Source organism: Lacrimispora brassicae, assembly GCF_054772055.1.
The window spans coordinates 94,059-119,005 of sequence record NZ_BRYH01000014.1; the positions used below are offsets into that span (position 1 = coordinate 94,059).

The 24,947-nt window shown below is 45.0% G+C and carries 26 protein-coding genes and 1 pseudogene; 8 read left to right on the forward strand and 19 right to left on the reverse strand.

Annotated features, from left to right (window positions below):
- The first annotated feature begins 49 nt into the window (after positions 1–49).
- The 3 genes from ACYVD3_RS08900 to ACYVD3_RS08910 are packed head-to-tail and all read left to right on the forward strand — an operon-like array spanning position 50 to position 1,945.
- Positions 50–427, forward strand: a complete 378-nt coding sequence (locus ACYVD3_RS08900) for a GntR family transcriptional regulator (protein ID WP_038284718.1) — start codon at positions 50–52, stop codon at positions 425–427.
- Position 428: 1 nt separating this feature from the next.
- Positions 429–1,292, forward strand: coding sequence for an ABC transporter ATP-binding protein (locus ACYVD3_RS08905; RefSeq protein ID WP_460642156.1), 864 nt, complete (start codon positions 429–431; stop codon positions 1,290–1,292).
- Positions 1,289–1,945: an ABC-2 transporter permease gene (locus tag ACYVD3_RS08910; RefSeq protein ID WP_460642157.1), complete on the forward strand. Its 657-nt coding sequence runs from the start codon at positions 1,289–1,291 to the stop codon at positions 1,943–1,945. Before ACYVD3_RS08905 ends, ACYVD3_RS08910 begins: the two co-directional genes overlap by 4 nt.
- Here the strand turns inward: ACYVD3_RS08910 and ACYVD3_RS08915 are convergent.
- Together ACYVD3_RS08915 and ACYVD3_RS08920 are read right to left on the reverse strand one after the other, a co-directional pair.
- The gene (locus ACYVD3_RS08915; protein ID WP_460642158.1) at positions 1,905–2,429 is read right to left on the reverse strand and encodes an NUDIX hydrolase; all 525 of its coding nucleotides are present in this window, start codon (positions 2,427–2,429) and stop codon (positions 1,905–1,907) included. The two genes, ACYVD3_RS08910 and ACYVD3_RS08915, sit on opposite strands and share 41 nt — an antisense overlap.
- Positions 2,430–2,446: 17 nt before the next feature.
- Complete coding sequence (locus ACYVD3_RS08920) at positions 2,447–3,346, reverse strand: LysR family transcriptional regulator (RefSeq protein WP_460642159.1); 900 nt, start codon at positions 3,344–3,346, stop codon at positions 2,447–2,449.
- A 129-nt stretch (positions 3,347–3,475) separates the two neighbouring features.
- Here ACYVD3_RS08920 and ACYVD3_RS08925 point away from each other — a divergent pair, with 129 nt between their 5' ends.
- Both ACYVD3_RS08925 and ACYVD3_RS08930 read left to right on the forward strand, forming a co-directional pair.
- Positions 3,476–4,198: an AzlC family ABC transporter permease gene (locus tag ACYVD3_RS08925; protein WP_460642160.1), complete on the forward strand. Its 723-nt coding sequence runs from the start codon at positions 3,476–3,478 to the stop codon at positions 4,196–4,198.
- Positions 4,191–4,496 carry an AzlD domain-containing protein gene (locus ACYVD3_RS08930; RefSeq protein WP_460642161.1) on the forward strand — a complete coding sequence of 102 codons (306 nt, stop codon included), beginning with the start codon at positions 4,191–4,193 and terminating at the stop codon, positions 4,494–4,496. The genes ACYVD3_RS08925 and ACYVD3_RS08930 overlap by 8 nt, the downstream gene beginning before the upstream one ends.
- 34 nt (positions 4,497–4,530) lie before the next feature.
- Here the strand turns inward: ACYVD3_RS08930 and ACYVD3_RS08935 are convergent, their stop codons facing one another.
- The 12 genes from ACYVD3_RS08935 to ACYVD3_RS08990 all read right to left on the reverse strand — a co-directional run bounded on the left by ACYVD3_RS08935 (position 4,531) and on the right by ACYVD3_RS08990 (position 17,375).
- Positions 4,531–5,388, reverse strand: a complete 858-nt coding sequence (locus ACYVD3_RS08935; protein WP_460642162.1) for an ABC transporter permease — start codon at positions 5,386–5,388, stop codon at positions 4,531–4,533.
- On the reverse strand, positions 5,385–6,302 hold the full coding sequence (locus tag ACYVD3_RS08940; protein WP_460642163.1) for an ABC transporter ATP-binding protein: 918 nt from the start codon (positions 6,300–6,302) through the stop codon (positions 5,385–5,387). The genes ACYVD3_RS08935 and ACYVD3_RS08940 overlap by 4 nt, the downstream gene beginning before the upstream one ends.
- Positions 6,303–6,636: 334 nt before the next feature.
- Entirely contained in the window at positions 6,637–7,530 is an 894-nt protein-coding gene (locus ACYVD3_RS08945) for a hypothetical protein (protein WP_460642164.1), read from the reverse strand.
- Positions 7,531–7,552: 22 nt separating this feature from the next.
- On the reverse strand, positions 7,553–8,038 hold the full coding sequence (locus tag ACYVD3_RS08950) for a hypothetical protein (protein WP_460642165.1): 486 nt from the start codon (positions 8,036–8,038) through the stop codon (positions 7,553–7,555).
- 28 nt (positions 8,039–8,066) lie between these two features.
- The gene (srtB, locus tag ACYVD3_RS08955; RefSeq protein WP_460642166.1) at positions 8,067–8,846 is read right to left on the reverse strand and encodes a class B sortase; all 780 of its coding nucleotides are present in this window, start codon (positions 8,844–8,846) and stop codon (positions 8,067–8,069) included.
- 20 nt (positions 8,847–8,866) lie between these two features.
- Complete coding sequence (locus ACYVD3_RS08960; RefSeq protein ID WP_460642167.1) at positions 8,867–10,081, reverse strand: Spy0128 family protein; 1,215 nt, start codon at positions 10,079–10,081, stop codon at positions 8,867–8,869.
- A 15-nt stretch (positions 10,082–10,096) separates the two neighbouring features.
- Complete coding sequence (gene srtB, locus ACYVD3_RS08965) at positions 10,097–11,029, reverse strand: class B sortase (RefSeq protein WP_460642168.1); 933 nt, start codon at positions 11,027–11,029, stop codon at positions 10,097–10,099.
- A gap of 48 nt (positions 11,030–11,077) precedes the next feature.
- Positions 11,078–12,376, reverse strand: coding sequence for a DUF7601 domain-containing protein (locus ACYVD3_RS08970; protein ID WP_460642169.1), 1,299 nt, complete (start codon positions 12,374–12,376; stop codon positions 11,078–11,080).
- A 54-nt stretch (positions 12,377–12,430) separates the two neighbouring features.
- Positions 12,431–13,006 (reverse strand): signal peptidase I, encoded by a 576-nt coding sequence (lepB, locus tag ACYVD3_RS08975; RefSeq protein ID WP_460642170.1) that lies wholly within the window; start codon positions 13,004–13,006, stop codon positions 12,431–12,433.
- A 1-nt stretch (position 13,007) separates the two neighbouring features.
- Complete coding sequence (locus ACYVD3_RS08980; protein WP_460642171.1) at positions 13,008–16,211, reverse strand: DUF7601 domain-containing protein; 3,204 nt, start codon at positions 16,209–16,211, stop codon at positions 13,008–13,010.
- Positions 16,212–16,237: 26 nt separating this feature from the next.
- Positions 16,238–16,852 (reverse strand): signal peptidase I, encoded by a 615-nt coding sequence (gene lepB / locus ACYVD3_RS08985; protein WP_460642172.1) that lies wholly within the window; start codon positions 16,850–16,852, stop codon positions 16,238–16,240.
- Between the two features lie 55 nt (positions 16,853–16,907).
- Positions 16,908–17,375 carry an RrF2 family transcriptional regulator gene (locus ACYVD3_RS08990; protein ID WP_460642173.1) on the reverse strand — a complete coding sequence of 156 codons (468 nt, stop codon included), beginning with the start codon at positions 17,373–17,375 and terminating at the stop codon, positions 16,908–16,910.
- Between the two features lie 371 nt (positions 17,376–17,746).
- Here ACYVD3_RS08990 and ACYVD3_RS08995 point away from each other — a divergent pair, with 371 nt between their 5' ends.
- On the forward strand, positions 17,747–18,481 hold the full coding sequence (locus ACYVD3_RS08995; RefSeq protein ID WP_460642174.1) for a LytR/AlgR family response regulator transcription factor: 735 nt from the start codon (positions 17,747–17,749) through the stop codon (positions 18,479–18,481).
- Between the two features lie 18 nt (positions 18,482–18,499).
- Positions 18,500–19,840: a sensor histidine kinase gene (locus tag ACYVD3_RS09000; RefSeq protein WP_460642175.1), complete on the forward strand. Its 1,341-nt coding sequence runs from the start codon at positions 18,500–18,502 to the stop codon at positions 19,838–19,840.
- A 120-nt stretch (positions 19,841–19,960) separates the two neighbouring features.
- Here the strand turns inward: ACYVD3_RS09000 and ACYVD3_RS09005 are convergent, their stop codons facing one another.
- The 4 genes and pseudogenes from ACYVD3_RS09005 to ACYVD3_RS09020 form a co-directional block, all read right to left on the reverse strand.
- On the reverse strand, positions 19,961–20,437 hold the full coding sequence (locus tag ACYVD3_RS09005) for an LURP-one-related/scramblase family protein (RefSeq protein WP_460642176.1): 477 nt from the start codon (positions 20,435–20,437) through the stop codon (positions 19,961–19,963).
- Positions 20,421–21,089 carry an endonuclease III gene (nth, locus tag ACYVD3_RS09010; RefSeq protein WP_460642177.1) on the reverse strand — a complete coding sequence of 223 codons (669 nt, stop codon included), beginning with the start codon at positions 21,087–21,089 and terminating at the stop codon, positions 20,421–20,423. Before nth ends, ACYVD3_RS09005 begins: the two co-directional genes overlap by 17 nt.
- Before the next feature lie 101 nt (positions 21,090–21,190).
- Positions 21,191–22,426: pseudogene (locus tag ACYVD3_RS09015) on the reverse strand (endonuclease Q family protein); the annotation flags it as partial.
- A 23-nt stretch (positions 22,427–22,449) separates the two neighbouring features.
- The gene (locus ACYVD3_RS09020; protein ID WP_460642178.1) at positions 22,450–23,412 is read right to left on the reverse strand and encodes a helix-turn-helix transcriptional regulator; all 963 of its coding nucleotides are present in this window, start codon (positions 23,410–23,412) and stop codon (positions 22,450–22,452) included.
- A gap of 220 nt (positions 23,413–23,632) precedes the next feature.
- On the opposite strand from ACYVD3_RS09020, the gene ACYVD3_RS09025 reads away from it, so the two are divergent.
- Entirely contained in the window at positions 23,633–23,860 is a 228-nt protein-coding gene (locus ACYVD3_RS09025) for a hypothetical protein (protein ID WP_460642179.1), read from the forward strand.
- Between the two features lie 205 nt (positions 23,861–24,065).
- On the opposite strand, the gene ACYVD3_RS09030 is transcribed toward ACYVD3_RS09025, so the two are convergent.
- On the reverse strand, positions 24,066–24,809 hold the full coding sequence (locus tag ACYVD3_RS09030; RefSeq protein ID WP_460642180.1) for a DUF1266 domain-containing protein: 744 nt from the start codon (positions 24,807–24,809) through the stop codon (positions 24,066–24,068).
- Positions 24,810–24,947: the final 138 nt, after the last annotated feature.

A 24,947-nucleotide genomic window follows, 5' to 3' on the forward strand; every position in this document is an offset into this window, starting at 1 on the left:
TAATGTACTTATTAAACAAGTACACTACATGACACTAAGGAGACCTTCTGTGGAGATTATAATCAGCAGTAATACAAATAAGCCCATTTATGAGCAGATCACTTCACAAATAAAAGCGCTGATTATGAGTGGAGAGCTGCAAACCGGTGATCCTATTCCATCCATGCGGGCATTGGCTAAATCCATTCATGTCAGCGTCATTACCGTACAAAAAGCCTATGAAGATTTACAACGGGACGGCTTCATTGAAACAACCGTTGGGCGCGGCAGTTTTGTATCGGCACAAAACAAAGATTTCTTTCAGGAAGAACAGCAGCGAAAAGCTGAGGAACATCTCCAGGAGGCCGCTGATATCGCCCGCACCAGCGGCATATCACTGGGCAAGCTGATAGAACTTCTGACCATGTTTTACCAAGAGGAGGAGTAAAATGGAGCCGATTTTGCAGGTTGAAAATCTGACGAAACAATATCCTGATTTTAAATTGGATCATGTATCATTTTCCATTCCCAAAGGCACTATTATGGGATTGATCGGTGAGAACGGCGCCGGGAAAAGCACCACAATCAATGGCATCCTTGACCTTATCCAAAAGGATGAAGGCGTGGTTAAGTTTTGGGGGCAGGAGCTTTCTTCCGATCCCAGAAATATCAAAGAAAACATAGGGGTCGTGTTTGACGGCATCAACTTCTACGAAACCCTTACTCCGGCCAAAATCGGCAGGATTTCGGCGGCTGCCTATAAGAAGTGGGATGAAACCGCCTACCATAAGTATTTGAAACAATTACAGCTTCCTCCCCGCAAAGAGGTCAAAACATTTTCCAGGGGAATGAAAATGAAGCTTGGTATTGCCGTTGCGCTTTCCCATAAACCTAAGCTTCTGATTCTGGATGAAGCCACCGGCGGGCTTGACCCTGTCATGCGTGACGATATGCTGGATCTATTTCTGGATTTTGTACAGGATGAGAACCATTCCATTCTGATGTCGTCCCATATTTCTGCGGATTTGGAGAAGGTGGCGGATTACATCACCTTTATTCACAAAGGGAACGTCCTGTTCTCGAAACAAAAGGATGAATTGCTCTACCATTACGGAATCATCCGGTGCACAACGGCTCAGTTTGACGCCATCAACAAATCAGAGATCCTTGCTTACCGGAAACGGGACTATCAATGGGATGTGCTGGTGGCAGATAAGGAAAAGGCACGCCGCAAGTATAAGGGGTCAGTGGTGGACAATGCCTCTATTGACGATATCCTTCTTCTTTATGTGAAAGGGGACCAGGTAAAATGAAAAGTTTGGTTTTAAAAGACTTATATAACATCGGGCATAATGCCAAGTCCATGGCCTTTATACTGCTGGTTTTAGCTGTCTCTTTCATTCCTTCTACCGGAGTGGAGGCCTATATTATCATGAGCGGCATTTTATGCGGCATGATGATCATTACTACCTTCAGCTTTGATGATCATTCCAAATGGATGAAATATGCTATGGTTACGCCGATTACCAAAAAGGATGTGGTGGCAAGCAAATTTGTGGTTCTTCTGATCTTCTCAGCCATTGGCGCTGTCACTGGTTTGGTAATTGGTTTTATAGGCAGTATCATTGTTCATAAGGTTGCCTTCAACAGCATAAGCAATGTTTCAAACCTGCTGTCTGCCGGTCTGGCCAGCCTGGTAATAGCAGAAATTATGGGAAGCATGTCAATTCCCCTTTTGTTTCAGTTCGGCGCGGAAAAAGCCCGTATCTTAATGTTTGTTTCCTGTTTGATTCCTTCCGGAATCAGCTTTGGCATCTATAAGCTTTTCACCTTGCTGGGTGTTTCATTTACAGATTACTCAATATTCATCCTCCTAGGGCTTTCTCCCCTGATAGCACTTGTCTGGAATCTGGTGATGTATAAGATCAGTTGCCGGATCTTTGGGAAGAAGGAGCTTTTGTATTAGCCGGCAGAGGCGCCAATGGCTGCCCATTTAACATGGCGTCTGCCAGATGATCCCCTTTATACACAAGTTTTAAGCAAAAGAAAGGGGCGTCCGAGAGTAATAAGTCAAAGAAAATACGGTCTCCTTCCCAAAGAGGCAGGCCGCCTATTTCTTCCTTCCGTATCCACTTAAGCTCTCCTTCTGGGCACTCAGTCAGGACTCCCTCATACCCGTCAGCAGTGTACAAAAACATGTATTCATCCGGATACTTGTCTGACACAAAGGTAATGATCCCCCTGAGCCGGTAAGAATACAGGGATAATCCTGTTTCTTCCTTTACCTCCCGCAAAAGACATTCCTCCGGACTCTCACCTTCCTCCAAATGGCCTCCGACTCCCAGCCACTTATCCTGGTTCATATCGTCCTTCTTTTTAACCCGGTGCAGCATCAAATAGCTCTCTTCCCGCTGAATATAACAAAGTGTTGTTAAATTTTCATGCCTCATTCTTTTCCCCTCCATGGTTAAGATTTATCTTCTAATGCTTTGTGCTGCAATTCCCCATATTCCTCTGTGAGATATTCCAGGAAATGCCTGCTGGCAACGGGGAGGATCTTTTTATCCTTAAAAACAACTCCAATGGTTCTTGCCAACGGCGGATCTGTCTCTCTTACGGAATTATTATAGTCCACACGGTTCAATATAAGCTCTGATAAGATTCCCACACCCAGTCCCTTTTCGATCATGGCCATGATCGTATAATCATCGTGGACAATGTACTGGATATTTGGCTTGATCCCATGCTCCCGAAAGCATTCCATGGGTTCATTCAAGCTTCCTTCCTCCAAAAGAATAAACGGTTCTGATGCCAGTTCCTTCAGCACGATCTTCTTATTCCTTGCCAGGGGATGGGAAAGGGGAAGGACGGCCAGCATGGGGTCTTTCTTTAAGGGAATGGCTTTAAGATCCGGATCCCCTACTGCCTGGGGATTGATGAGGCCAAAATCCACGCTTCCATCTTTAACCAGACGCTCAATGGCTGTATAATCTCCCTGATAGAGTTCAAAGCTGACCAAGGGATATTTCTCCTTAAACGCCTTAATTAATCCAGGCAGCCAGTGACAGGATACACTGGCAAAGGTACCGATCCGGATGGTGGCATTCTGGATTCCTTCCATCTCTTTTCGCTTCTCTGTAAGTTCCCTGTAAGCATGACATATATTTTTTATGTAGGGTAAAAGTTCTGCCCCATGGGGAGTCAGTACCACACCCTTTTGGGAACGTACAAAAAGTACCGTACCAAGCTCTTCTTCTAAGGACTGCACCATCTGGCTGATGGCGGACTGAGTATATCCAAGTTCCTGGGAAGCCCTGGTAAATCCTCCTGTTTCCACAATCTTCATAATTGCCCGGTACCGCTTCATGTTACCAGCTCCTCATCATTAGGTTTTCTAATGTTTTCATTATAAACATTTGTTTTACTGATGTAAAGGATCATGGTATATTTTTATAAGTATGATAAGGGCTGTCACGTCCTATGAGGAAGGAGCATTATGAATACCAACAGAGAACAGATAAAAGCCGGAATAAAGGATGGAATCCCCATATGCCTCGGTTATTTTGCCGTATCCTTTACCTTCGGGATCATGGCGATAAATTTTGGACTGTCCCCATGGCAGTCCATTGTGATGTCCCTTACCAACTTAACATCAGCAGGACAATTTGCCGGCCTGGGCATTATGACTGCAGGTGCTCCCTTTGCTGAAATGGCAGTCGCCCAACTGGTCATCAACCTGCGCTATTGTCTCATGTCCTGCTCCCTTTCCCAAAAGCTTGACAAAACCACCCCATTTTACCACCGTCTCCTGATCGGCTACGGAATAACGGATGAAATCTTCGGCGTTTCCGTGTGTAAGCCTGGTCCCTTAAACCCCTGGTACTGCTACGGCCTGTTTCTCCTGGCCATTCCGGGCTGGACACTGGGGACTGCATCCGGAGCTTTCTTTGGACGCCTTCTGCCGGAAAGAGCTTTAAGCGCTTTGGGAGTGGCCCTGTATGGGATGTTTCTGGCTATTATCATTCCGCCTGCAAAGACAAATAAGATTCTGGCCGGAGTGACCGCCGTTTCCATGGCCTTAAGCCTTTTATTTTTCCTGACCCCGGCGCTGCGCAGCATTTCCTCCGGACTTAAGCTGATTATTCTGACGGTTGTCATCGCAGGAGCTGCCGCTGCTTTGTTCCCGGTAACAGATCCTATGGAGGTTTCCCATGAATAACCGAATCTATCTCTACATATTGGTCATGGCCGCAGTTACCTATTTTATCCGCGTCCTTCCCTTAACCCTGATCCGCCGGGAAATAAAAATCCCGTTTATCCGGTCTTTCCTATACTACGTTCCCTATGTGACATTGTCGGTAATGACATTTCCAGCCATTCTTATTGCCACCAGAAGCATTTGGTCCGGCGTTGGAGCGCTTGCTGCAGCCGCCATTCTGGCTTATAAGGAAAAAAGCCTGTTTCAGGTTTCCCTAGCCGCCTGTATGGTGGTTTTTGTCATGGAATTATTCCTGTGATCAGTTACAGCGTTAATGGGGTGCTGCCTTTTCCCTATCTTCTTTTTACCGACATATTGAAAAGGGAAAGACAGTAAAACACCACAGCAGTACAAAGTAAAATCCCAATACTGAAAGCCGGGGTCACCTCATGCCCCCCAAGGTGAAAGGTCACGCCCATATACTCCTTAAATCCCTCCTGATACACGGCAGGGATCCCGTCAAATGAGTTCTCCATAGGTACCTCCATTAACACCTGGCGAAGCAAAGCGGCAGCATGGGATACGGGAAATACTTTTATAATCGTTTGCACCCATGGCGGCAAAGCTCCCATGGGAAGATAGATACCGGTCAGAAATCCAATCAGAGTTCCTATAATGGTGCTGGCCGCACTGAACTCGCTGTGGTTCTTAAAAAAAGACACCACAAAACAGATCAATGACGTATTTGTTAATGCCGTAAGAAGCACCAGAAAAAGGATCTTGAGTCCGGCAGTAAGGGTAAGCCACTGGCCGCCGCTGTATACAATATAAACTTCCGCAGCCACAGCCGTAACAAGAGACATGATTACGCCGATTAAAAACGAGCTTCCAATATATCCGCCTGTCTTACTGCTCTTTTTCATGGGAGAAGCATCAAAGTCCTTGTGGATCTTGCTGACTTTATCATCGATCATAATACCAAATGCGCCCATTGTGGTAGTTACCGAAGTCACCGCAAGAAGTCCTGACGCAAGCCAACTGTTCATCAGTTCCCGGGCATAGTTAAGATCCTTCATGGAATCGTCCATCCAGGCATCTCCTAAAAACACCGCATAAAGCGCAACAATGATAAAAATAGCCATCAGTGAAAATAACACTGTGTTTTTGTCGCGAAAATACAGCCTTAAATTTCGTTTTATGAAAACTCTCATTGCCGCAGCTCCTTTCCTGTAATGCCAATAAAGGCGTCATCCATGGTGCCCTGCAGCACCTGAAAACTGTTGATGTATTCCTGGCATTTTTCCACTATAGGGATAGCCGCCATGGTGTTTGGCAGCTTTACAATAAACTCACCTGCTGAAACCCTAAAATTAAGCTTTAATTCCTTCATAACCTGCCGCAGGGCTGTTTCATCGGCAACGGCCAATCTCAAATTATCTGTAGCATACCGTGTCTTTAATTCGGAAGGCGTCCCCCTGGCTGCAATTTCCCCATGGTCAATTACAATCACATAATCTGATTCGGCTGCCTCTTCCATGTAGTGAGTCGTGAGAAAAACCGTCATCCCTGCCTTTACCTGAAGTTCTTTGATGGTATTCCAAATGCTTTTCCGGGTTTGAGGATCAAGGCCGGTAGTCGGTTCGTCAAGAAACAGGATCTTAGGCGTGTGGAGGAGGGCGCGTGCAATATCTGCCCTTCGCCGCTGACCGCCGGAAAGCTTGCCGTAAGGCCTGTCTAAAATTTCATTCAATTCTGCAGCCGCCGCAGCTTCACATATGGCATTTTTGATCCTGACTTTATCCGATGTATATAAGCCTGCCCTGATGGTCAGATTTTCTCTTACAGTGAGTAAGCCGTCCAGTACGCCATCCTGAAATACTACGCCGATCATTTGTCGGATCCCCTGGCTGTCGCGCCGAAGGTCAAATCCATTGATGGTGACTTGTCCCTTATCAAAATCCAGCAGGGTACATAATATGTCAATGGTGGTGGATTTCCCTGCCCCATTGGGACCAAGGAAGGAAAACAGCTTACCCTGCTCCACATAAAAGCTAATGTCCTTTACGGCAGTTATTTTGCCATAATTTTTTCTTAAATTGGCTACTTCTATTATTTTGTTCATCATATGATCCCCCTTTTCATTTCTACTATATCAAGACCTGTTAAATTTTACAATATTTGAAATTTTTTATGTAAAGCACAGTTTCCAGAATATTGTTGAAATAGAAACAAATATCATGCTGTCCTCACAGATATTCTCTTACCTCAACCACCCACAGCAAACCAGGTATTATACATCATTTTGACCTTTGAGGAATTCCTTATAAAGTAAAAAGCACCCGGGGGATTTTCTTTCGGGCGCTTTTTACATCATTCTTATTAATTACTGCGAGTTTACCACTCATATTACACATATTGGGGCTATTCTTATGTCAGGATGATCCAGTAAAATCTAAATATCATTCTTGAAACAACCCATTGACTGTTTCCCTATTCTCTATGGAATTAAGTTTTTTAAATACATCCCGTTGAGAATCTGACAAATTGTACACCTTCACTGCGGAAAGCTGTGTTACACGGATCACAGAATCTCCTTCTGTTTTGGCTCCGTTTACAGCATTCAGTCTCCAATATATGGATTGAAGCTCAGCAGAATCCTCTTCGCCGGTTATTTCGATTCCATAAGGATAATCCTCGGTCTGCTCATGTTTTATGGCATAGATGGCAAGTGCTTCACAAAAATTATCCTCCTCTTCTATGAGGGTATAGTCATCTGCCATGTTCAGCAGATTGGCGATGTAATCAATGTGCTCATTCAAGCTATCATGTGCAGCCTGCATCGCTTCCACAACATCCTGATTGCCCTCATTTTCTTTCTGGACCGGAGTCTCTTTCGGAATCACTGTTGGTATCACTTCTGGAATCTCTTTCGGTTTCTCTCCCTCAATCACTTCCGGAATCCCTCCCTCAATCACCTCCGGAGTTTCTGCCTCCGTCTGAATCTCCCCGCTCTCATCAGTTTCTGCCCCAGGCAGATTTCCCCCTTCAGAGTCAGATTCATCCGGAAGAGATTGGGAAGGAGCGCTCTCTGATTCTTCGGTGGTCTCCTGGGATTCAGATTCGCTTTGTTCCGGCTGCTCCCCAGCCGATTCCTGCTCATCCCCATCCTTATTGCTTTCTTCAGGATATTCCTCAACTTCCGAATTTGGCTCTGTGCTGTCCTGGGGGGAAGATTCTTCAATCTGAGTCTCGTCAGCCTGGATTTCCTCCTGGGCAGATACCAGATGAATGGTTCGGCTGATCAAGCCGGTAATAAGAACCGCGCACAAGACAAATGTACCCCATTTTTTCATTTGACGTTCCTCCTTTCATAGCTCAGTGGGATCCGTAAACTGCATTTTCGTTCAATTCGTTTCTTAAAGACGATTTAACATCTGTTTCTTTTTCTTCCATTGCATATTGCGTCGGCACCTCCACATAATCCGGATTGCCAAGGAGTTTTGCAATTTCATGTTTAATCCGTTCAAATGCAAGAATCTTATACCGTTCAAGAGAAGATATTTCCTCCTGCAATACGGTTTTCTTCTGCTGCAGTACCGCCTGTTCATGGGCACATTCCTGTTTCGTCTGTTCCATTAAATCTGCTGCTGCCTTATGGGCAGTCAGCAGGGCTTCCGAAATCTGATTCTTCATTTGCATATACTCTGCCTGAACACTGCGCAGCTCTTCAAGCTCCCTGCACTGCTCATGGGCTGCCGCCGCAATCTCATCGAGCAAAAGATCCACTTCCCTGGCATCATAACACTTATTAAATCTTCTTGTCAGCTTAACCGTATCTATTGATTCTTTCGTCAACACCATTTTTTGTTACTTCCTTTCGTACCTGTTTTTATGCTCCATATTCCGGTCTTAAAACACCAATTACAATATACCGGGCATCGTCAAACTCATAGCTGCACGTGGAAAGTACAATAAACTTATCACGGTCCGTATATTCTGTGCCGCTTTCAAAGGTTGTTTTTGATGATGCGTATGAAAGCAATGCTTCCAGATTTCCTTCGTACATAAATGCCTGTTCACGCCATTGGTCTGCACCGATGACACAACCATATTTTAAATCTACCCGGTAGTTTCCCTGTTCTGTATAAAGATACAGGTAAGGGTGCTGTTCAAAATATTTCTGTTCCTTATATTTCACCAGAGAGCCAAACATCTTGCCCGATTTCATATGGTGCCCGTAAATGATACTCAGCCTGCCGCCAAAATCCGGCGGACAGTTGTAGTCAAGGAATAATGTCCCGTTGACATGATAGGTACCGTCCGGCAGATGGTGGAGATACCAGTTGTAATCATCCGAACGCATAACAGGATAGTCAATTTCTGTATCCGGACAGTAAAGCCATGCAGCAGAGTCGGTATTAACCTTTTGAAGCGTTTCAAAATCTATGGAGATCGCTGGAATATTCACCAGCGGCAGTGCTTCTGAATCAGAAGCACTGGCACCCACCGGCTGCCGGATCTGATTTTGGAGCTGCTCATAGTTTTGATCTCCCTCTGCATAAATCTGTAAGCTTTCCCTCATCTTGTACCAGGAAAACACCATAACACAAACTGAAACCATTAAAAGGAACCCTGCTGCGATTTTCATTGGTTTTTGCCGTTTTCTCATGAGTTACCCATCATTCTCTTTCATCTGTCAATGGTTTTTGCCGTTTCCTCTGTTTTGCGTCTGCCGGCAAAGATCAGATAGATAATACAACAGGCCGCCGCCATAAAACTGCCCCAAAACATTGTTGTATACAACCCGAATCTGCTAAAATCCCCGGTTTTGGGTATGCCGATTTGGGGTAGTCCGGCTTTGGGTATGCCTGTCTCGGATACGTCAGTATCAGGTACACCTGTCTGGGGCGCACCGGCTTTGGGTACACCGGCATCTGCGTCATTGACGCTTACGCCAGGTCCTTTGCCCCCACTGCTTCCGCCGCCTCCACCAGGTCCGCTGCCGCCTCCGCTGCTTCCACCACTGTACTTATTAATAAAAATACAGGATTCCACTTGCTTATTGGATCCGTTTGTCACTGTCCGCATAACTTCCAACTGACCGTTCACATCCTTCACAACATCCGTGATCGTGTAAACAGTGGTGTCATAGGTGTATCTCGATTGTCTGCTATCCACTTCAGAGATGGTATAGTAATACGTTCCTTCTCTGGTGTATTTCCATGTGCCAAAATCCTTCTTGCCTGAACCTGCAATGGTTATGGTTTTCACACCATTGACACTGCCTTCGGGCATGGGGTTTTCCCCACTCTTTGCTGTCAGCAAAAAGGTGAAGGTACTGGTTTTAGATGGATTTCCGGATACGGTTTTTTTCACCGGAGGATCAACCATGATTTCAGGCTTGCTTGCAAGGGGAGTATAAGTGTTCTTAAACTCAATACGGCCCACCTTGCTTCCATCACTTTTTTGGACAGTGACTTCCGTTACAAGATGATCAGCCGGCTGTCTCACATAAACAGTTAAAGAATAAACCTCATTGTCATAACTATATCCGGAGGCAGAGGAAAACGGATTTCCTTTGATTTCATAACGATAAATACCGGTATTGTTAAAGAAAATCGGATCAATATTTTTGCTGTCTGTTCCGTCGACTGTGAAGGAATAAATTCCGCTGATACTTCCCGCCGGCATTGGATTTCCCCCGTCCATTGAGGTCAACGTGTAAGAAAACACACTGTTCACACCCAAAGCAGAGCTATTCTTTGTAAAGACCTGGTCTATGCGTAATGTAACCGGCACTGAAGTGACCCCTGCATAAGCGGCCCTGGGAAGTGCCATAACCAAAATGAATAGGAAGAACAGACAAACCATGGTTGTTATTCTTTTATTCTGTGCTTTTTGCAAAAAAGGCATCTCCCATTACTCCTTTACGTGCTTTCTTTTTAATATATAATGAATGGCAGTTACAAACAGGATGATCAGAACTACTACCAGTGTGATCCGCAGCCACACAGGGGTGCTCTCCCAGATACCGGCCTGCCTGTCTACCAGCACCTGCCCGTTTGCTCCCTTTATAGTTTCCGTATTAAAGGTATCGCTGTAATACTCGTTGGTAATTCTTGCTGCAAGAATGTCCCTTCCATTGGTCGAATCGGAAGAACATGTGGTCAAAAGCAGGATATGGTCTTCTGCAGTCACTCCAATATCCCGGGTGTATAGGGCTTTATCCATGAGATTTTGCAGGTATGCCTGCTGGGCCTCTTTGCCCTGGATGCAGGGCGTAAATACGCCTCCGTCATATGCGTCCGTCTTAATAAAAGCAAAAAATTCCAATCCATGATCTTTGCCGCTGAAATATAGATTTCCATAAATGCGGCTGTCAAAAAAGTTCTTATCACTAAAGGAGCCAAGATCTCCGAACATGGCTTGTTTTTCCATGTGATGTCCGTACAAAATGCTGTTAAAGTCCTGGAAGTCCTTGTTGTTTAAATAATCTAAAAAGATTGCTCCTGATAGGGAGTAGGTCCCAAAGACGCTGGTATTCACATATTTCGCATTGTCGGCGCCCTGTGCTATGGGATAGTCTATATTGGTACCGTAAACAGTCAGCCAGCCAAACACCTCCGGGTTCATAGCCTGAAGCTCTGCAAAGGATACACTGTCTTCCTCTGCGCTGGGCTTGTAAACCGCGAACTGGGAGGCATCTGCTGCCTGATATACCTGGTCAGAGTCCCACATGGCATAAACAGAAAACGCTATCATCAGCAGAATAATCATCAATATCATGAAATCAACCACATTGCTTGCGATCTTTACTGCTATTCTGCCAATCTTTTTTCCTGCTATGTTCATATGGACCCCTTCCCGGTATTATTTCATATTAACCTTATTGATTAACCATTAATGTCTGGAACCGTAAACACGTTTTTTATGTGTTTTCGCAACAACGAAAGCAGTAAACGCACCTGCCGCTATGATCAGAATCATGATAAAGGGAAGGTTATTGATTACAACGCCCGTAGGAGTTATGGTTTCAAAAGTGTTGGTAAAATCAGCACCGTTCTTAGCCTCACCAATAAGCCATGATCCGGTACTAAGGTGTTCTCCCTTAAGAGCAGTTAAATCCGGAGTTATAACGGAGCCGTTGGCAGTAATCTGGGCTTTTGGAGTATAACCCACGGTACCTTGTAAATCTGCAACATATTTTGCTCCAACCTCTAAATCATTGAAGACCAGTGTCTGGTTATGTTTGAGGTTGATCACCTTCGTTGCACCTGTTGTTATTTCGATATACTTTTTGCCGTTACTATCGGTTTGAATGCTGCCTGTGTCACCAGAAGCTACGTTGGCATCCCCTGTTACCACACCGGTAGAGTCAATTACATATGCCTTGTAAGTCACTTCGTTCGTCAGAACAGCAGGCTTGGTTATTGAAACATCATAGCCGAAGTATTTTGTCTGGTCAGCAAAATCACCTGCTACAGCCTTACTGATGGCAAGAACCTGATTCCCGGGAATTGTTGGATCCACGCCGCCCGTATTCTTTGTATAGGCATTGTGGAAGACAAGCCCGCTGTAACTGCCACTTCCGGTTGGACCGCCGGGATTTGGATTAATCTTTTCGCCGGAACCAGCAGTGCCATCGTCATTAATCAGGATTTTTGTAACAATCGTTTCTACATAGAAACCTGAGTGGTCAGTTTTTTCCTTTACATAGTAACTGATTTCATACTTTGCCTGAGAATAGGTCACGTTTTCCTTTGTAGGATCTGCAATGGTATAAGTGTCCGCATTCTCCGTGATGTCGTATGTATATATTCCCGTACTTGTAAAGGTGGGCGCCACCGCCGCTTCTTTCGGTACGCTTTTGATTCCGGTCAGACTGTCCGTGCTGCCCGTATCAGTGTTTGAAAATGTAACAGTTACAGGTGAAATAGCCGGCATCTGGTTCAAAGCAGTAGTTGTTGTTTCGTCCATATAACTTTTCTTTGTAAATGTAAAAGTAAAGTTCGCCCCAGGAGTCGTTGTTCCTTCCGGCATGTTCAGCATTTTTGTAATAGATGCTCTGGCTGGTGTAGTTTCAGTTCCAGTGAGCGGACCGTCTGCAAATGCAGTTGCGGTAACTTCCAGGCACATAACCACGGCAAGTGCCGTCGTTAAGAGCATACGCGGGAATCTCTTTTTTTGTTTTTTAATCATCTCTTCACTCCTTATTTTATATTTGGAATATTTTTATATATAAACACAAAGGTTTTATATATCTCGTCGTCTGAGGATTGCTATCACTTTCCCCAGTGTGTCCTTGATATCCACAGCACCATATATACGGCTGTCTGTGGCGTTTACCCGGCTGTCGCCAAGGACAAACACCTGCCCTTCCTTAACAGTAAGCGGAAACTCCACGCCGCCTTCGTATCGCTGAGTCGGGGTATATATCCTTGTTTCCTGCTGCAGTGCACCGTTGATGAACAGCCCTTCCTCCGTGATATCCACCATATCACCCGCCGTAGCAATCACCCTGCGCACCTGTTTTTTTCCTTCAAATTCCAACCCAAGGACATCGTCGGCCACATAGTTCTTGTCCAGCCGGTAGAAAACCACCAGATCACCGTCTTTGACTGCAGGAGTCATAGAGGCTTCCCCATTGCGGTAAAGGCCGAACATGAAGGTGAAACCCAGCAGCAGGACAATCACCACCGCCGCAATCTTGGCCAGCAGAAACAAAATTTCCATTAACAGCGAAGGTTCGGATACCATTGCCGCTTCTGCAGGCGGTTCCCGGCTCCTTAAGATTCTTTTGGTTTTTGCATGTTTATAAACTTCTCCCATATTATAAGCTCCTTTTATATCTGCCAAGGACTTTACCAGTTCCCAGGCCAGCTACCAGCAGTATGGGCAATACCAGAAAAGCCAGGGACTTACTGCTTCCCGTTGATACACCTGTAGGTACAACGGCCGCTCTGGAATTTATGAAAGCAAAAGTTTTGACTGTACCAGTCAATGTATATACCTCTGTTTCTTCTTCGGTGTATATCTCATTGCCATACCGGTAAGATGTGGTATAACCTGCAGCAGGGACCTCAGCGATTTTCACCTTGCTGTTAATCGGGACACCTACAACGGTAATTTGCTGGCCGTGTTTCAGCGGGAAACTTGCCTCGCCGTTACTGTCCAGTGTCAGCATACCGCCTATCGGAGCTGCCGCTCCAGATCCTGAAATAATACTGCCTGTATATAAAAACTGTGTTCCCTCCGGAAGCTTACTTCCGGCTTCATTCATAAAGCTGATGATGAAATTAAATTCCTTTGTTTTGTCGGCATAGTCACCGGTTACCGTCTTGGAAACAGTAACGCTGCTGCCCTGCACCCACTTTCCATACAGCGTCATATTACTTATCACCGTATCTGAGGCAAAGTTCCAGGGATTTGTGCCGTTAGCATTCCTGTACCAGCCTACAAAGGAGTATCCGTCACGGATGGGGCCGGGCGACGGGGCTGCAATGGTGCTGCCTGGTGCTGCGATCTTTGGATTAACCCGGCTTCCGCCAAGGGAATCAAAATTTACTGTAAAAAAAACACCGGTAGCAGTCGTCTTATATCCAACGTCAAAGTTGTTGTATGCAAAGTCAAATGGCGTAGTAAAATGTGTCGTATGGATCTTTTGTTCATGCAAAAGCATATCAACTTCACTTTTATCATTGGCTTTTCCGGCTATGTTATTGTTAAATACCACTGCATTTGAGGTAACTGTAAGGTTAGCCAGGGGATTCATGTAAATGCCGCCGCCGTTAGGCGCCACATTACCGGCGATATTACCTGCTTCAATTATAACAGTCCCGGCATTTTCGCTGTAGATGCCGCCGCCGCCTTGCTTCGCCATATTGCCGGAAATTTCACCACTTTCAACCACAAGCTGGCTCTGGTATAAATAAATCCCACCGCCCCGGCCTGAATTGCTTTCAACTGATTCTGCAACATTGCTGGTGACTTTTCCGTCATCTTTGATTGTAACGGTGCTGCCAAATCTGCCGTGGATACCGCCGCCCTGACCGCCTCCAAAGTACCCGGCGGAAGCAAGTGCCGCATTGTCGGAGATTTCACCGCCGCTGACTGTAAGACTTGAGCCATTGCTAACAAATATACCTCCTCCATATCCGGCTGTATTGCTGAAGATATTAGAATTTGTAACTGTAGTGTCTCCTCTGCTGCTGGCTATGGCACCGCCATACGAACCCGCCTTATTACCGAAGATCCTGCATTCCTCGATTGTAATCCTGCTTTTCGATGGAACTCCGCTCTCGTCGTAAATACCACCACCTAACATATCCGCTTCATTGCCGGAAATTTCACTGCCAGTGATGATAAGCGTTGTATCATCTGACATACTATTCAACTGAATGCCCCCACCGAGAATCGCTATATTATTGGAGATTTTTGTATTATTAACCGTCAGCGTGCCTTTCGATATGGAGAAGCCACTGCCATGAGTTGCTTTATTTCCAGAGATTTCACTGTCCTCTACACTGATTTCAGATGCTGCTGCATAGAGCCCCCCGCCTAAACGATTATCGGTGAAGAGTGAAACTGAATTATTACAGATTCTACTGTTTTGGATGGAAACGATGCTTTTGTCCGCAAAAATTCCAGCTCCATTTTGTGTCACTGTATTTCCGGATATTTCAGTACTATGAACGGTAAGTTTACCTGAATCAACGTAAATACCGGCTCCATTTTGTGTCGCTGTATTTCCGGATATTTTTCCGCCATAAAGAGTGAGTGTGGCTCCTGTATTGAGCTGGAAGCCGCCGCCGTTCACTGCCTTACAATTCTGTATCACAGAATTGGTGAGGTTGAGCTTAAGAGTTTTTCCGGCCTTAACTTCAAAGCCGCCTCCGTTTTTTTTCCCGTCAAACACGATATCCTCAAAGGTAAGTTCAACTGTGCCCCCGTTAACGGTTGAATCTATGATGAAATGCCGCCTGGCAGCCGCTTGGCTAAAGGTAACCGGATTACCGGAACCGGAACGAAAAGTAAGGCTCTTATTAATGGTAATAGTTTCACTTGTTGAAAATACAATGTCTCCTGAGATTACGATGATATCATTCTCCAATGCCTGAGATATGCAGTTTTTCAACTGAGTATAATTACCCGCAGTCCATGACCTTCCAATCTTTTTAGCCGGTAAGCGAATGCCGGCGTTCACAGCCTCCACCGCTGTATCCGTGTCCTCAGAAATTACAATGGTTTCACTGAAAGCCATAATCGTTTCTTCGTCCATTTCAACAAGCTCAAATTTATTGTCGCCTGATATTCCAATCACTGGCAGCAGGTATTCTGTTTCCCCCATCATTTCAGAGGCTATTCCCACTACATAACTGCCAGGCTCTATGTTTTCAAAACTATAAGTACCATCGGTTCCGGTTTTGGCAGTCTCCACCGCAGCATGCGGATCATCAGCCATATAGAGGTTTACAGGATAATCTGCCACCCCTGATTCATCTTCATCCATCACGCCGTCCGCATTTTTATCCAGCCAAAGCCTGCCGCCGATGCTGCCGGATAATACTGCAGAAGGTTCCGTTACCGTTACAACTGCCACGGGAGGTGCCTGCCCATAGAGGTACGTGCCAATATCAGCAGTAAACGTATACGTTCCAGCCATATCTTCGTTATATAATCCACCGTCATCCCAGGTTACCGGAATGTCCGCTACGGTACCGTCTTCCAGCGTTGCCGTCAAGGTTTCAGGAAGTGGAATATCCTCTCTTTTCGTGCCGGACGAAACAGTTGCTACTGTCACAGGCACATCAAAAGATGTGATTACTTCTATTGCACCATCGCTTTGGGCAACCGAAATATCCTCTCTTTTTGTGGCGGACGAAACAGTTGCTTCTGTCACAGGCACATCAAAAGATGGAATTACTTCTTTTGCACTGTCGCCTTGGGCAACCCCTGTAATAGGTAATATTCCCATGACCAGGAAGATTACAAGCAGCAGAAAGATGCTGCCGTACAATTTACATTGTTTTGTCATACTACATCTTCTCATTATTTTTATTCTCATAGTCCTCCTCGAAATATGAAAAGTGCTTTACCATCAATCTGCTTTACATTTACAGCCCCATAGTTGCGTGAGTCAAAGGAATCGCCCCGGTGGTCTCCCATAACAAAGTACTGACTTGTACCAATTGTGAGCGGATAACTGATTTCCGTCTTACCGTAGGTCTTTTCATAGATGTACGGTTCATTCAGTTCTTTTCCATTAATAAGAAAAAGTTCATCATCGTCCCCACACTCCAGCATATCACCGGGAACAGCGCATATGCGCTTTACATAGTCCGTACTGTCATTCCTTCTTATCAGAACAATCTCGCCTCTCTCGTATGAGTCTGAAAGCTTCCAAAATATGATGACATCACCTTCCAAAAGAGCTGGCTCCATGGATGTCCCTGACACGACTGCAATCCCAAACATTAAGTTGAACACCACGGCTGCGGTTACAGCACTCAGCACACTTCTTAAAAGAGAGGGCCAAAACGATTGTTTAGGCTTTGGTACAGCGGCATGCTTTGGCTGATACACCTTATGGGTCTTCTGCCGGTATGCCGGAACCACTCTTCTTTTTCGCTTTGTGACATATGTATCTTCATGATTCGTTCTTTGATCTTCTGGCATTAAAATTTTCCTTTTCGCAACCGTAAGGGATCGGATAAAACTATCTGCCTGACTTTCAATCAGATTCGCTCATGGAACACTGAAGGTCCGTGTGTATATCTTTATTCCCATGCAGTCTGCCGGCCATTCCCGAAATATCAGACAGGCGTACACGGCGCAGATTATCGACCAATTCATTTTGTGCTGATTCTAATGCCGCACGGACAAGGCATGTTTCCATGGCCTCCCTGTTGCAGAAACCATCCTCTCCAAAACAAGAGTTGATCTGGATATCGCCTTCCATTACCTGAATGATGTCATAAAGAGTGGCTTCCCGTGCACTGTCAGCGATCTGATAGCCGCCAAAACGTCCATGGAGAACTTCCACCATACCAGCTTGTCTTAAGCAGCCAAGTACCTTATTTAAATATCCGTAGGAAATGTAAAGCTGCTCTGAAAGCTCATTGGCTGTAATTAAAGTGTCTTTGTTATAGAGGCAACACATAACCCGGATGCCATAGTCTGTTGTCATATGTAATTTCATGTATTCAACCTCATTAATGTATACTTGGCTATTGAAATATAAATTAAAATTCAAAACTATACTTCGTCTTCCAATTATAGGATGAACATAGACCAATTTGTGCCATTTTCCGCTTAATGAGCAGTAATTTCCGCCCGATTGCACTGGATCAAAATATTGGGAAATATTGGAAAAACACAAGACAGGATATTAATTGAGCGGAAATGCTGCTGTATTGGACGGAATTTAATCCAAATATTTGTTTTCTATTTATACTTATAAGCTGAAATATACATTTACCGCGCTTTTAAGCGCGGTAATAAAATTGTAAGAATTTATGAATAAATGGATGCGTCGCGTTTCATCCTAAGTCTTAGGGAAGGGTGTATAAAATGAAAACCATATTCTTGTGTGATGACAACAGTGAGGCAGTGGAAAGATATAGTGATTTAATTAAACGTATATCGAAAAAAAACCAGATTGAGATTTCCCTTTCCGCATTTTACAGCGGCAAATCCTTGCTGTTTCATATACCTGATATTCCGGATTTGCCGGACATTATTTATCTTGATATATTAATGGACAATCTTAATGGCGTAAATACGGCAAAAAAACTGAGAGAACTGGGGTGTAATTCAGAAATTATTTTTTTGACATCCTGCGAAGATTATGTGTTTGACTCCTTCGATGTCTCCCCCGTACATTACTTGATGAAAGCCGAAACATCTGAGGAAAAATTTGAACAGGTATTTTTGCGGGCCATCCATTTATCCGATGGCAAAGCCACTCAAAAATTTGTCTGTAAATCAGGTGCATCACGTAAGATTATCTCTATTAAAGAAATCTCTCATTTTGCTATCTGGAAAGGGATCGTAACTGTACATTACGGGAAAAGCGAAAAGTTTCAGTACTGGATCACCATGGAAGAACTGGAAGAGCAGTTGCACGGAAAGAATTTTGTCCGCACGCAGCGCTCTTATATCGTTAACCTCCAGTATATCGTGGAATTTCAACGCCGCACGATTGTTCTTAAAACTGGAGAAATCATACCCGTGGGAGTAACTTATGAAGAAAAGGTAAAAAGTGCCTTTATGGATTACATGACCCAGAACAATACAAGTTTCTAATGCGAAAGGAGAAGTCTAATGGCACATTCATTGCAATTTTTGGCAGAATGTCTGTTTACGGTTTACAGCGTGTCCTTCCTCCTCTATCACAAAAATACCTTTTCGGTCAGGCAGGGTTACTGGTTTTATTTTGGGATTGCCGCTTTCATAAACTGGAGCTTCGGGGCTGTATGGGGCTTGAACCTTTCATCCCATTATGGAGCTCTCGCCCTTTTAGGCATTACCATATTGGAATTAAAGCTCATGTATAAAATGAATCCGGTGCAGCTCCTTTTTGAAAGCAGTTATTTTGCTGCCCTTCTCTACTGGGGAAGAGGGATTGTGATCCCGGCTTTCGCTTTATGTTTGAACGAAAGCGTTAAATGGGTGAGACATGACAAATTCTATTATTCTATTGCATGGTTCATTTCCATCTGTATTATACTCGTTTATGATAGGTTCTTTCGGCATATTATCGCACCCCAGTCCCAAATGGAAAAGTTCTACCGCAGCAAAGAGCAGGTAAGGTTTGTTGCAATCTTTCAAACAACTCTCTTGGCCTATCTGCTATTTGTCAATTTAGGGCGATATTACGGTGTGGATCTGCCCTGGTATAAAATAACCTATATTGTATCCTGCGTAATATGCTTTGCTTCCCAAAGTCTTTTAGTAAAGCGTGGGATAAGAATGAGCGCTCTTTTGGAGTTTGAATTACATAATCAATTTCTTCAAAAGCAGCTACGCATACAATTACAGCATTATAAAGCCTATCAGAAATACACCGAGAGCTTCAGGGCCTTTAAGCACGACTATAAAAATATGATGGCTTCCGTGAAATCCCTGTTATCCGCCGGGGAATACCAGAATGCGGAAAGGATGCTGGATACGATTCACGATACCATGCAGAAACAGGTTCTGGTTCATAAGACATATTCAAACCATATCATACTGGACGCCATATTTCAGGACGTGGCTAATATGTGCGCGGAACAGAAAACACGTTTTTCAGCAATGGTGTATATCCCCAAGAAGCTCAATATATCGGATATGGGCGGTATTCGTATTTTTTCAAATCTGACAAATAATGCGATTGAAGCTTGTGCTAAGGTTCCATCTGAATCTGAGCGGTTTATTACAATTACAAGCGGCTTAAACACAGGCAATGATTGGCTGAAGGTTGAGATATCCAACTCTTTTAACGGGGAGTGTAACCTGCGCAACGGGATGCCTGAATCCACAAAAGCCAACAAAGACTTTCATGGAATTGGTTTAGCAATCGTTACGGGGATCATTGAGCACTTAGGCGGTGTGATGAGAATTGATGCCAACCAAGAGAAAAAAATCTTTACAGTGACTCTTTTATTTCCTCTCAGCAAGTAAAAAGGCAGATCAGTGTTAGATAACCGAAAAAGTCTCCCTGGCGATTTCATAAAGAAATCAGCAGGGAGACTTTTTATTATTTCAAAACTTTCTAATTTGCAGTCTTTGGGGATAAAGCCGTCATCCATTGTTCCGGCTGCATTTAACCGCATCAATGGCAAGGACCACCATAAGTGCCAAAAGGCTGTCCTGCCCATCGGCCACATCAATCAAATAGGTATCCGTAAAATGAAAAAGCTGTTTCTCGATTCTGGCCACAACACTGCCGGTCTGGGAAAGAATGGAGTAATCCCATTCCAGGAAGCTGCCCTCCACATGCCAGCCGTTGCAGTCAACGGAAAAAGAGGGTTTGAAAAAAGTGAACTCCTTGGTAATGGTTCCCACCGTTTCTCCGTTGATCTGAATGGCAAACCGGGGCAGGAAGGTAAGCACCTGCTCCCTTAAGGTAGCCAGGTGATTGCCGCTGTTGTCATAGATTTCCAGCTTATGGCCCCATGCAGGCCTGCCGCATACCGTGTATACGGTGGCGTCATTATCATCATAAATGTCGTAACTGTCAAACCAGGAAAAAAAACGCTGTTTAAACATAAGCCTCATGATATTTTTTATCTCCTTTCTTTTCCCTGTCCATCATCTGCCCGCACCACTCTCTCAGCATGCATTCCCCGCATTTTGCCTTCCTTGCAGTGCAGACCGACCTGCCGTGATAAATCAACTGGAAGTTGATCCGGTTCCAGTGGTCCTTTGGCAGTATCCTCTGCAATTCTATTTCCACCTCCGCCGGATTTTTCCCGGAGGCCCAGCCCAGCCGCCTGGAAATGCGGAATACGTGGGTATCCACCGTGACTCCCGGTATTCCGTAAGCATCTGCAAGGAATAAGGTGGCAGTTTTCCTTCCCACACCTGCCAGGGTCAGGACCTTGTCAATATCCATTGGAACCTGGCCTCCATGTTCCTCTGCAATCTGCCTGCAGCATTTCTTCAAATTCCTTGCCTTATTTTTATAAAGCCCAATAGAACGTATGGCTTCCTCGATTTCCTCCAAGGTTGCTTCCGCCATTTGCTCTGCCGTCTGAAAGCGTTGAAACAACTGGGGAAGAACCTCCTCCACCTGTTTGTCTGTGCTTTGAGCGCTGAGCATAATGGCTGCCAGAAGCTGCCATGGCTGCTGATGGTAAAATCCTTCCTTTGTCACACCGTAGGCCTGATCCAATTCCTCAAGTATATGGCCGATATTTTCCTTTTTCATCGGGTATTCCCAACCTTCCGTTACTGTATTTCATCTGCTTTCCTCTTTTGTCAGGCAGTCTATTCTTTTGTACTAATACGTTCCCCTTTGCCCCTCTTCACAATCTCCTCCGGCTCAAACAGCCGGATGGTCCCGTATTCCCCATCATATCCCGGACTGCAGGCTACCCTTCCTTCTCTCAGCCGCCTGATTCCCTCAGAAATCATATAGCCAAAGGCGTGATTAATATCCTCCAAAGGCAATTTCCTCAAGATGAGAAATTCAGGGCCCAAATCCCTTATCATGGCTTCATATTGGTTCTGGACCTTTTTACTGGCAACCGTATATCCTATGGTTGCAGCAATGACCTCAGACAGAGGGACCAGATTCTCAAAGGGCCTTCCTCCTGGAAGAACAAAGCCCGGACTGCGGTCAGCCAACTGTCCGATCCGGTGGGATACGCCGGTGGTCAGCTTACGGCCGCATACCGGACACTTGCCGGAATACTGTTTCGCTTCTGATGGAGAAAGGCAGAGATTGCATTTCCGGTGGCCGTCATAATGGTATTTTCCCTCTTCCGGAAAAAACTCCACGGTTCCCTCTAATCCCTCTCCCTTTTGAATGGCATTCCAAAGCCCGTCATAGGATAATTCTATATCCAGAAAATTGGCTTCCCTGCCCAATTTAGACGGAGAATGGGCATCAGAGTTGGAAACAAGCTGAAAACGGTCCAAAGCCGACAAACGCCATATCATAGGCGGATCGGAAGAAAGCCCCGTTTCCAAGGCATGCACATAGGGGGTTAAATCTTCAAAACACTCCTCAATGGAATCAAAACCGGAAAACGCCCCGAACAAAGAAAAATGGGGTGTCCAGATATGAGCCGGAATATAAATGGCTCTGGGGCATACTTCCAGCGTAATTTCCAGAAGGTCACGACAATCCAGCCCCAGAATGGGCCTGCCGTCTGAATGCAGGTTTCCAATGGCTTCCAGCCTTTTTGAAAGCAGCTCTGCCTCTCCCAGGCCGGGCAGGAGGATGACGCTGTGGACCTTCCTCACCTTTTCGTTTTTCTTGTAAATCGAGCTGATCTCCCCGGAAATCACAAACCGGGGAATCTCTCCTTCCGGTCCCTCCTCTTTATTTATACGGTATTCTTCCTTTAATATGTAAAGCCCTTCCTCTGCAGGAACAAGCTTTTCTTTTAACTCTTCACGCCACGCCGGGTGGGTAAAATCACCGGTTCCCAGGATGCTGATCCCTTTTTTCCTTGCCCACAAGTCCAAATACTCCAGAGAGCAGTCCTTACTGGTTGCCCTGGAATAATGGGAATGGATATGCAAGTCTGCTATATACATAAATTTCACCTGCTTTTGTCAATTTATGTTTTATTATAGCCTTCTTTGGGGCCGGTTGCAAGAAGCATGCTCTTCCTTTTACCGGCATATTTTTCATATATTCCCAAAGCCAGCTCTTCCATGTCCTTTCTCAATTCCTCCGGCTCCATCAATTCAATTTGATCTCCCATGCTCAAAAGCCAGCCAAATAAGTTCTCCCTGTCAGAGAATCCGGCTTCAAACAAAAGCGTTCCATCCTCCCGTTCCTTAAAACAACCGATCCCAAACTCTTCCACCAGACGCCACTTTACCTCCGGCTCGCAAACCGCAGTAACTTTAAAACTAATTGGATATGGATTTTCCGGAACGCATTCAAAGGGGGGAAGGGGCAGCTTTTCATAATGTTCACCGGTATCTGCAAGCTCCTGGATCCGGTTCAGCTTGAACATGCGGAAATCCTTCCGGTCCCTGCAATATCCACGCACATACCAGGAGGACCACTGGAATATCAGCAGATAAGGGTCAATGATCCTTTCCGTCTCACCCCTTGGAGCATAATAATAGAATTTTATGGAGCGGCCGGCTTCAATGGCTTCCTGGATCAGCTCTATCTTAGGAGACAGAGAGGATTTATGCCAGGAGGAAAGGTTGATCATGATGTGGCTTTCCGGGACCTGTACCGATGCCTGGTCCGCCGACAGCTTTTTCATCAACTGCTGGTACCGGCTGGTTCCCGCCACACTGTCCAGGCTTCTAAGTCCGGTGAGTATAGACTGCATTTCAGAGGAAGTCAGCACCGTCCGGTCGATCCGGTAAGCGGGCATGATAGATATCCCCCCATGTTGTCCCTGAAAAGTTGCAAGGGGAATTCCCGCCCTTAACAAGGCCTCCACATCCCGGTTTATGGTCCTTCTTGAAACTTCAAAGATGTCCGCAAGATAAGAAGCTGTTACCTTTTCCTCCTGAAGCAGGATGGATAAAATTCCAATAAGTCTGTCAATTTTCATAGGCGATCCTTTCTTTCATATCCCCATTATACCATGAAAGCAATGAGCCAGGCGCCGCAAAGCGGCATTTGGCGAATGCAGCGCCATAATAGACGCTTGCATTATTATACCACGACAGAAAGACTAAGGAAAAGACGTTCTTTCCTCCTGCCCCTCATTGACTCCTTTTTTCACTTATGCTAGGATATGACTAACAATCAAGAAAGAAAGGATCAGTCAAATGAACTTAATGAACCTGATGCAGTTAAAGGAATCCTGGACTGTTTTTAAAGATAACCATCCAAAATTCCCCCTGTTCCTGAAAGCAGCCTTAAAGGGCCCGCTGAAAGAAGGGAGTGTGATAGAAATCCGCGTTACATCACCGGAAGGAAAAACCATTGCCACCAATTTAAAGCTTAAGGCTTCTGACCTGGAACTGCTTGAACATTGGAAAGATTCCTTTGTATGATCCCTCAGTCCGGTGTATCTCTCCTTCCACATCACTTTTTTGCATCTGCAAATACCATCTCTATGATACAAAAAAGTCGGCGGGATGCCGGCTTTTTTGACGGCTGAGGCCTGTGCATGAAGCAGCGTCTTGCCGGAATTTACTCTTAAGTCCGGATCATCAGCCCTTTCGGCACATTTACTCCCAAAGACTGTAAATGAGACGGTTATTTGCTTCCTGTCAGGGGAAGATTCCAGTCCAGCCGGTAGGGACTGTTATCCCTGGTTTTAATATCTTCATAGATCTCCCGGCGGGCATCTCCGCTTTCATAAGACCAATATTCATATCCTCTTAAGTAGCTGTCCATCATTTCATCCCACGATGAAAATCTTTTCTGAATCGTCTGTCCGATTTCAAGTGACTTGTCCACTGCCTCCTGTTTCGTATAATATCCGGCAATATAATACCAGCCGCACAAGGATGCAGCACGGCAGTAATCCCATCCGTCAATGGCACCCTCTCCGTAGTTAATGTAGTCATCATAGGCCTTCTCAAGATAATACCCTTCATTTGCATCACCTGTAATATCACCAAAATATTCAGCCTGTTCATTCTCTTCCAATTCAGATGCGCCGTCCTCCTCCAGCCCCTGCATCAGCATGGCATAATCGGTCCGGTGCCCTGTATCAAGCAGCCAGTTCAGGATTTCGTCTGCGCTGGCTCTGTCCGTCACGCCCCACCACTCCTCTAATAATTTGAGTTCAAGCCGTTTATTGATTTCATTGGCTTTCTCCCCTCCAAAAAGCGTATAATCGCTGCCGTTGAGCTCTGTTAAAACAGCATAAGTACCGTTGATCCAGAGAATTTCAGGCTGTACCTTTTTCTGCGGCACACAACCGGCACTTCCACACAGGATGGCCCCCATGATACAAAAAAGAATAACATACTTTGTAAAATTTTGTTTTCTCATCTTTTGTTTCACCCTCCATAAAATTAATTCGTGTAAAAAATCGTTTCATAACTCCATTTTAGAAACAGCCTTCTTTGACGCAGAAGGAAATTTGAAGAAATTTTCTATTACATCAAAAAAGAGAGGCGATTAACCGCC

What these genes read in the sequence shown, in the direction of transcription:
- ACYVD3_RS08905 (WP_460642156.1), top strand. Translation starts at nt 429, where the DNA reads ATGGAGCCGATTTTGCAGGTTGAAAATCTGACGAAACAATATCCTGAT.
- ACYVD3_RS08910 (WP_460642157.1), top strand. Translation starts at nt 1,289, where the DNA reads ATGAAAAGTTTGGTTTTAAAAGACTTATATAACATCGGGCATAATGCC.
- ACYVD3_RS08915 (WP_460642158.1), bottom strand. Translation starts at nt 2,429, where the DNA reads ATGAGGCATGAAAATTTAACAACACTTTGTTATATTCAGCGGGAAGAG.
- ACYVD3_RS08920 (WP_460642159.1), bottom strand. Translation starts at nt 3,346, where the DNA reads ATGAAGCGGTACCGGGCAATTATGAAGATTGTGGAAACAGGAGGATTT.
- ACYVD3_RS08925 (WP_460642160.1), top strand. Translation starts at nt 3,476, where the DNA reads ATGAATACCAACAGAGAACAGATAAAAGCCGGAATAAAGGATGGAATC.
- ACYVD3_RS08930 (WP_460642161.1), top strand. Translation starts at nt 4,191, where the DNA reads ATGAATAACCGAATCTATCTCTACATATTGGTCATGGCCGCAGTTACC.
- ACYVD3_RS08935 (WP_460642162.1), bottom strand. Translation starts at nt 5,388, where the DNA reads ATGAGAGTTTTCATAAAACGAAATTTAAGGCTGTATTTTCGCGACAAA.
- ACYVD3_RS08940 (WP_460642163.1), bottom strand. Translation starts at nt 6,302, where the DNA reads ATGATGAACAAAATAATAGAAGTAGCCAATTTAAGAAAAAATTATGGC.
- ACYVD3_RS08945 (WP_460642164.1), bottom strand. Translation starts at nt 7,530, where the DNA reads ATGAAAAAATGGGGTACATTTGTCTTGTGCGCGGTTCTTATTACCGGC.
- ACYVD3_RS08950 (WP_460642165.1), bottom strand. Translation starts at nt 8,038, where the DNA reads ATGGTGTTGACGAAAGAATCAATAGATACGGTTAAGCTGACAAGAAGA.
- srtB (WP_460642166.1), bottom strand. Translation starts at nt 8,846, where the DNA reads ATGAGAAAACGGCAAAAACCAATGAAAATCGCAGCAGGGTTCCTTTTA.
- srtB (WP_460642168.1), bottom strand. Translation starts at nt 11,029, where the DNA reads ATGAACATAGCAGGAAAAAAGATTGGCAGAATAGCAGTAAAGATCGCA.
- ACYVD3_RS08970 (WP_460642169.1), bottom strand. Translation starts at nt 12,376, where the DNA reads ATGATTAAAAAACAAAAAAAGAGATTCCCGCGTATGCTCTTAACGACG.
- lepB (WP_460642170.1), bottom strand. Translation starts at nt 13,006, where the DNA reads ATGGGAGAAGTTTATAAACATGCAAAAACCAAAAGAATCTTAAGGAGC.
- ACYVD3_RS08980 (WP_460642171.1), bottom strand. Translation starts at nt 16,211, where the DNA reads ATGACAAAACAATGTAAATTGTACGGCAGCATCTTTCTGCTGCTTGTA.
- lepB (WP_460642172.1), bottom strand. Translation starts at nt 16,852, where the DNA reads ATGCCAGAAGATCAAAGAACGAATCATGAAGATACATATGTCACAAAG.
- ACYVD3_RS08990 (WP_460642173.1), bottom strand. Translation starts at nt 17,375, where the DNA reads ATGAAATTACATATGACAACAGACTATGGCATCCGGGTTATGTGTTGC.
- ACYVD3_RS08995 (WP_460642174.1), top strand. Translation starts at nt 17,747, where the DNA reads ATGAAAACCATATTCTTGTGTGATGACAACAGTGAGGCAGTGGAAAGA.
- ACYVD3_RS09000 (WP_460642175.1), top strand. Translation starts at nt 18,500, where the DNA reads ATGGCACATTCATTGCAATTTTTGGCAGAATGTCTGTTTACGGTTTAC.
- ACYVD3_RS09005 (WP_460642176.1), bottom strand. Translation starts at nt 20,437, where the DNA reads ATGAGGCTTATGTTTAAACAGCGTTTTTTTTCCTGGTTTGACAGTTAC.
- nth (WP_460642177.1), bottom strand. Translation starts at nt 21,089, where the DNA reads ATGAAAAAGGAAAATATCGGCCATATACTTGAGGAATTGGATCAGGCC.
- ACYVD3_RS09020 (WP_460642178.1), bottom strand. Translation starts at nt 23,412, where the DNA reads ATGAAAATTGACAGACTTATTGGAATTTTATCCATCCTGCTTCAGGAG.
- ACYVD3_RS09025 (WP_460642179.1), top strand. Translation starts at nt 23,633, where the DNA reads ATGAACTTAATGAACCTGATGCAGTTAAAGGAATCCTGGACTGTTTTT.
- ACYVD3_RS09030 (WP_460642180.1), bottom strand. Translation starts at nt 24,809, where the DNA reads ATGAGAAAACAAAATTTTACAAAGTATGTTATTCTTTTTTGTATCATG.